This is a genomic window from Actinomycetota bacterium, assembly GCA_040754375.1.
In the GTDB taxonomy this organism is placed as follows: Bacteria; Actinomycetota; Acidimicrobiia; order Acidimicrobiales; family AC-14; genus JBFMCT01.
Map to the genome: position 1 here is coordinate 1 of JBFMCT010000076.1, position 6,546 is coordinate 6,546.

The window sequence follows — 6,546 nt, forward strand, 5'->3', positions numbered from 1 at the left end:
AGGGTTCGCCGGGTCGGTTCTTCCGGTTCGGCTCGGTGTATGACCGGAGCGGCTGCAAGGTCGACTCCTCAAAGCTGATCGTCGGATCGGACGAACCCCTCGGCACACGTGCATCCCTGTTCAGGAACTTGGGGCCGCCGGCGGTGGCGGACCCTGCTAACGGAATGTCCGGATGGACACCACCTGCGGAACGTGTGGGGCTTTCCGGTAGCGGGCGCAGCGTGACTCGCTGCCCAGGACGTACTCTCAGGTCGCAGGTGACCCCGGCGACTCCCCAACTCGTCGCTGCTGGACCTTGACGTGAGTTAGGAACTCAACCCCCGCCGGTCGGCCTCACCACACACCCGGCTCCGGTCAGCCGGCAGCCTCGCGGCGGCGGGCATAGGCGACCACGACCAGGGCGGCGGTGGCGAACAGGAGGGCGGCGACGGCGGCCGCCAGGGGGAGGACGTTCCAGCGTTCGGAGACGAGCTCGACCGAGACCTGGTCCCCCAGGGCGACGGGCCAGGTCTCGGACCGGCCGGGGAGGCGGGCTTCGAGGCGCACGGCGACGGCGTCGCCCAGGCTCTCGCCGAAGCGCTGGCCCAGGCCTTCGAGGTCGAGCCCGAGGTCGAAGCCACCCAGGGCCTCGGCCAGGGCCGGGTCGCTCAGCCCGGCCAGGCCCGCGGACAGGTCGACCATCCCGGTGAACACCGTGCGGGTGCGCAGGAACGAGCCGTTGCGCCTCACCTGCAGGTCGCGGAACGGCCCTTCGGGCCCGCTCAGCTCGGCGGCCGCGGCCGTGGCCCCGGCCGGTTCGGAGAACGCCTTGCGGGCCCGCACCCAGGTGAGGCCGTCGGCCTCGGTCCGGGGACCGTCAACGGTCCACCCCGACTGGCGCAGGTCGTCGACCAGAAGGGCCACGGACTGCCCACCGAGCTCGCGGCCGGCGGCCTCGTCGAACCCGATCCCCGCCCGCACCCACCCCGAGCCGTCCGCCCTCACGTCGACCCCCGCAGTCAGGGTCAGGTGGCAGCCCGACGTGACGACCGCCAGCACCAGCGCGCAGGCCACCGTTGCCCAGCGCGGGTACGGGCCGGGACGCGTGCGCCCCGGCCCGTACACCAGTCGTGAGTTGTAGAGGCGAGCGGCTATTCGGACGGAGCCGACTTCTCGAGCTCGACCGGCGGCGGAGGCTCGATGCCCTCGATCGTGCGGAACACGATCTCGTCGTTCTCGACGTCGACGATGACCGTCTCACCGGCGCGGAACTCCTTCCACAGGATCCGCTCGGACATCGGGTCTTCCACCAGGCGCTGGATGGCCCGGCGCAGCGGGCGGGCGCCCAGCGTCGGGTCGTAGCCCTTCTTGGCCAGAAGGATCTTGGCCGCGTCGGTGAGCTCCAGGTGCAGGCCCTGGCCCTCCAGCTGGCCGCGCACCCGCTTGATCATGAGGTCCACGATCCGGGTGACCTCCTCGGGCGTCAGCTCGTGGAAGACGATGACCTCGTCGATGCGGTTGAGGAACTCGGGCCGGAAGTGCTGCTTCAGCGCTTCGTTGACCTTCTCCTTCATCTTCTCGTAGGTCAGCGCCTCCGACGTCTTCTGGAAGCCGATGGCCGCTTTGCGTAGGTCGGCCGTACCCAGGTTGGACGTCATGATCAGCACGGTGTTCTTGAAGTCGACCGTACGGCCCTGGGCGTCGGTCAGCCGCCCGTCCTCCAGGATCTGGAGCAGGGCGTTGAACACGTCGGGGTGGGCCTTTTCGATCTCGTCGAAGAGCACGACCGAGAACGGCTTGCGGCGAACGGCCTCGGTGAGCTGGCCGCCCTCCTCGTAGCCAACGTAACCGGGGGGCGAACCGACCAGGCGCGAGACGGTGTGCTTCTCCATGTACTCGCTCATGTCGAGCTGGATGAGCGAGCTCTCCTCACCGAACAGGAACTCGGCCAGCGTCTTGGCCAGCTCGGTCTTGCCGACGCCCGAGGGCCCCAGGAAGATGAACGAGCCCGACGGGCGCTTGGGGTCTTTCAGGCCGGCCCGGGTGCGGCGGATGGCCTGGGCCACCGAGTGGATGGCCGACTCCTGAGCGATGACCCGCTTGTGGAGCTCGTCCTCCATGCGGAGCAGCTTGGCCGTCTCCTCCTCGGTGAGCTTGTAGACGGGGATGCCCGTCCACAGGGCCAGCACCTCGGCGATGGCCTCCTCGTCGACCTCGTCGAACAGGTCGACGCCCGCCGTCTTCCACTCCTGCTCCTTGACGGCCTTGCGGTCGAGCAGCTCGCGCTCGTTGTCGCGCAGCTTGGCCGCCTGCTCGAACTTCTGGTTCTCGATCGCCTGGTCCTTCTCCTTGCGGACCCGGGTGATCTCGTCCTCGAGCTCTTTGTAGTCAGGCGGCGTCTTCATGCGCTGCATGACCTTGCGGCTGCCGGCCTCGTCGATGAGGTCGATGGCCTTGTCGGGCAGGTGGCGGTCGGAGATGTAGCGGTCGGACAGGTTGGCGGCGGCCACGATGGCCTGGTCGGTGATCGTGACCCGGTGGTGGGCCTCGTAGCGGTCGCGGATGCCCTTGAGGATCTCGATGGTGTGGGCGATCGAAGGCTCGTCAACCTTGATGGGCTGGAACCGGCGCTCGAGGGCGGCGTCTTTCTCCAGGTGCTTGCGGTACTCGTCGAGGGTGGTGGCGCCGATGGTCTGCAGCTCGCCCCTGGCCAGCATGGGCTTGAGGATCGAGGCCGCGTCGATGGCCCCCTCGGCCGCGCCCGCGCCGACCAACGTGTGCAGCTCGTCGATGAACAGGATGATGTCGCCCCGGGTGCGGATCTCCTTGAGGACCTTCTTCAGGCGCTCCTCGAAGTCACCCCGGTAGCGGGACCCGGCCACCAGCGCACCCAGGTCGAGGGTGTAGAGCTGCTTGCCGCTGAGGGTCTCGGGCACGTCGTTGCCGGTGATCTTCTGGGCCAGGCCCTCGACGATGGCCGTCTTGCCCACGCCCGGCTCCCCGATGAGCACCGGGTTGTTCTTGGTGCGGCGGGACAGCACCTGCATGACCCGCTCGAGCTCGCGCTCGCGGCCGATGACCGGGTCGAGCTTCTTGTCGCGGGCCAGCTGGGTGAGGTTGCGGCCGAACTGGTCGAGCACGAGCGAGCCCGTGGGCTGGTTCTCGGCCGACGGGCCCCCGCCGGTGGTCGCCTCCTTGCCCGAGTAACCCGACAGGAGCTGGATGACCTGCTGGCGGACCCTGGACAGGTCGGCCCCCAGCTTGACCAGCACCTGGGCGGCCACCCCCTCGCCCTCGCGGATCAGCCCTAGCAGGATGTGCTCGGTGCCGATGTAGTTGTGGCCGAGCTGGAGCGCCTCGCGCAACGACAGCTCGAGCACCTTCTTGGCGCGCGGGGTGAAGGGGATGTGCCCGCTGGGCGACGACCCCCCCTGGCCGATGATCTCCTCGACCTGGTTGCGGACGGCCTCCAGCGAGATGCCGAGCGACTCGAGGGCCTTGGCGGCCACGCCTTCGCCCTCGTGGATGAGGCCGAGCAGGATGTGCTCGGTGCCGATGTAGTTGTGGTTTAGGAGCCGAGCTTCCTCCTGGGCCAGGACAACGACCCTTCTCGCTCGGTCCGTGAATCGCTCGAACAAACTGAACCCCCTCTACCGGGATGGGTGGGTCCGCGGTCTGAGTGTACCGGCGACCACGGTAGATGTAACACGCACGCCCCGCCGGAAGTTCCCGTGCTGTCCTTGCTCCATACCACGTTGTCGGCACCTAGGGGGCCGGGGATGAGCCCGTTCTCGCCTCGGGTTGGACGGTTGAGCAGTCGCTTAGGGTAGGGTCGGCGGGAATGTTGGCCCTGGCATCGCTGCTCCACCTGCCCACGCTCGAAGGTGACCTGGCCCGCGTGGAGGTCGCCCTCGGCCAGGCCGTCGAGGCCGCCGACCCGTTCATGACGGCGGTGGCCAGCCACCTCCTGCCGGCCGGCGGCAAGCGGCTGCGGCCCGCCCTGGCCGTGTGCTCGGGCAGCCTGGGGTCGGCCCCGGTTGGTGACGACGTGGTCATGGGAGCGTGCGCCGTCGAGTTGGTCCACCTCGGCTCGCTCTACCACGACGACGTGATGGACGAGGCTCGCACCCGGCGTACGGTCGAATCGGTCAACGCCCGCTGGGGCAACCTGGTGGCCATCCTGGCCGGGGACTTCCTGCTGGCCCGGGCGTCGGAGATCGCCGCCTCCCTGGGCACCGAGGTGGCCGGCCTGCTGGCCCGCACCATCGGCTCGCTGTGCGAGGGCCAGGTGCGGGAGCTGTCCCACGCCTTCGACGTGGAGCGCTCCGAGGAGGCCTACCTCACCTCCATCAGCGGCAAGACGGCCGCCCTCATGGCCACCGCCTGCCGTATCGGCGGCCTGACGGCCGGCCTCGACCGCCCCACCATCGACACCCTGACCCGCTACGGCGAGCTGGTCGGCATGGTCTTCCAGATCGTCGACGACATCTTGGACGTGGTGGCCACCGACGAGCAGCTGGGCAAGCCCGCGGGCAACGACATCGTCGAGGGCGTATACACCTTGCCCGTCATCCGGGCCCTGGCGGCCGACGGCACGGGCCGCCGGCTGAGGCCCCTGCTGCGCCGCCACATCGGCCCCGAGGAGGTGGCCGAGGCCCGCCGCATCATCCGGTCCAACGGGGCCGTGCCCGCCTCCCTGGACGTGGCCCGGGCCTACGCCCGCGAGGCCCGTGACGTGCTGGCCACCCTGGGCGACGGCCCCGAGCTGGCCGCCCTGCGCTCGCTGACCTCCAACCTCATCGAGAACGTCCCCGCCTGACCGTTAGTCCCGGTCCGGCGGGCCCTACCCGGGGGGCCCGACGTAGGCAAGCGGACCCGACCAGCCGATCGTCATCGGCCGGAACCGTCAGCGGCTCAACCGCCAGGGGCACGTGACCAAACCCGATCTTTAGCGGCTGACGTTCAAGTTCAAGTGCGTGTGAACCTCACGGGCTCCCCAATCGTTGTAGAAGCAGTGCAGCTCGGTTCCACGGCCTCAGCCAGCGATGAGGAGTTCGTCGCCCTCTTCCACGAGTACCTTCCCGTCGTCCGTCAGGTCGCTCGTCGTATCGTGGGCGACGAGTTCCTAGCGGAGGACGTGGCCGCCGAGTCGTTCACCCGGCTATATATTCGCTGGACCTGGATGCGCAGGCACCCGCAGCCCCACGCCTGGCTGTGCAGGGTAGCGACCAACCTGGCAATCGACCGGGTTCGGCGCCAGAGCCCGGTGGTCGCACCACCACCGCCAGAGGCAGATCCGTACGAAGCGATAGCGACACGGCTTGCCCTCGCTGCTGCGCTGGGAGCCCTACCCCGTAGGCAGCGCCAGATCGTAGCCCTCCGGTTCTTGGCCGACATCTCGGTCGAAGACGTAGCTACCACACTCGGCATAAGCAGTGGAGCCGTCAAGTCTCACTGCCACCGAGCCCTTGAGAGCCTCCGCCGTGCAATGCCTGGAAGTAGGAGAACGACTAGTGCCTTCGACTGGTCCTGACCCTCGCAATGACACAACTGGACAGGAAGACCTCCTGCAGAGGATCCTCACCGAGGGACGACGAGGCCGGAGATCCCGCCAAGCGTCGCTCCTAGCGGCAGCAACGGTGGTCGTGCTCACGGTCGCCGCGTCGGTCGCCATCGGGTTGGGCGCAACCTCGAACACCACGGAGGTTGCGACTCGATCGCCGATGGTGCAATCAGAGGTAGAACCTCCGCCGCCGAGCACCACCGAGCCAATCACCGTCCCGGGGAGCACCTCGGAGCCGCCTCCGCATGTCACTACGCCCACTACATCGTCGCTTCCCCTCCCATCGAGCCTGCCGCCGACCTCGGGCCTTCGGCCGGAAGGCTCCTCACCCACCACCACAATGCCCTGCCGGAACAGCCTCGACCCGAGCTGTGGCGAGTTCCACTGGGACCCGGCGCCCAGTCCGAACGCCCCCATCCTGATAGAGGTCACACCCACCATCAACCCCGAGAGCGGCTCGGTCGCCCTAACCGGCTTCGCCCGAGATGACGACGCCAGGATCTCGGAATACTGCCTGGCGATCTCGTGGGGAGACGGCTCTCGCGACGACGGTGGCCTGTGCCCGATCCCGCACTGTCAGGCCGCCTACGGCCCCTGGGACCCACCCCCGACGAGGCCGAGCCAGGTCCCGATCGCTGCCGAGCACACGTACAAGGGACCGGGCGACTACGAGATAAGGGTCACCGCCCGGTCTGACTCCCTAGCGTGCCGGAGCCCCTACGCCAGTGAGGCCACCCAAACGCTCGTCGTTCGGGTGCCGTCTTGAGCGCTTTCTGCGATGAAGGAGCGAGCTGTCGTGGTAGTCAGGTTGGGTGAGTGATGTAGGTGCCGAATACCAAGGAAGGCTATGTGCGCCATCGCCCGCTCGCCCGCTCGCGTGACCTGTTTCTGAGTTCGCGATAGAGATCCCGGATCGATCAGTCCGCATCGCGGGGTCCCTGGTCGGTTGGCTTCGAGGTGTGCTGGCGATGGTAGGTGAGGCGGCGGAGACGGGCTGCTTCGAG

At 68.5% G+C, this 6,546-nt stretch carries 5 protein-coding genes; 3 read left to right on the forward strand and 2 right to left on the reverse strand.

Going from position 1 to position 6,546, the window contains the following annotated elements; genetic code table 11:
- Window positions 1-354: 354 nt before the first annotated feature.
- Window positions 355-1,053 carry a hypothetical protein gene (locus AB1673_17155; protein MEW6155686.1) on the reverse strand — a complete coding sequence of 233 codons (699 nt, stop codon included), beginning with the start codon at window positions 1,051-1,053 and terminating at the stop codon, window positions 355-357.
- A gap of 77 nt (window positions 1,054-1,130) precedes the next feature.
- Window positions 1,131-3,617, reverse strand: a complete 2,487-nt coding sequence (locus AB1673_17160) for an ATP-dependent Clp protease ATP-binding subunit (protein ID MEW6155687.1) — start codon at window positions 3,615-3,617, stop codon at window positions 1,131-1,133.
- A gap of 203 nt (window positions 3,618-3,820) precedes the next feature.
- On the opposite strand from AB1673_17160, the gene AB1673_17165 reads away from it, so the two are divergent.
- The 3 genes from AB1673_17165 to AB1673_17175 all read left to right on the forward strand — a co-directional run bounded on the left by AB1673_17165 (window position 3,821) and on the right by AB1673_17175 (window position 6,308).
- Window positions 3,821-4,798, forward strand: a complete 978-nt coding sequence (locus tag AB1673_17165) for a polyprenyl synthetase family protein (protein ID MEW6155688.1) — start codon at window positions 3,821-3,823, stop codon at window positions 4,796-4,798.
- Window positions 4,799-4,951: 153 nt separating this feature from the next.
- Window positions 4,952-5,512: a sigma-70 family RNA polymerase sigma factor gene (locus AB1673_17170; protein ID MEW6155689.1), complete on the forward strand. Its 561-nt coding sequence runs from the start codon at window positions 4,952-4,954 to the stop codon at window positions 5,510-5,512.
- A 106-nt stretch (window positions 5,513-5,618) separates the two neighbouring features.
- A complete protein-coding gene (locus AB1673_17175) occupies window positions 5,619-6,308 on the forward strand; it encodes a hypothetical protein (GenBank protein MEW6155690.1) in 690 nt (229 codons plus the stop codon).
- Window positions 6,309-6,546 lie beyond the last annotated feature (238 nt).

Coding starts and splice junctions, on each gene's coding strand:
- AB1673_17165 (MEW6155688.1), top strand. CDS start 3,821: ATGTTGGCCCTGGCATCGCTGCTCCACCTGCCCACGCTCGAAGGTGAC.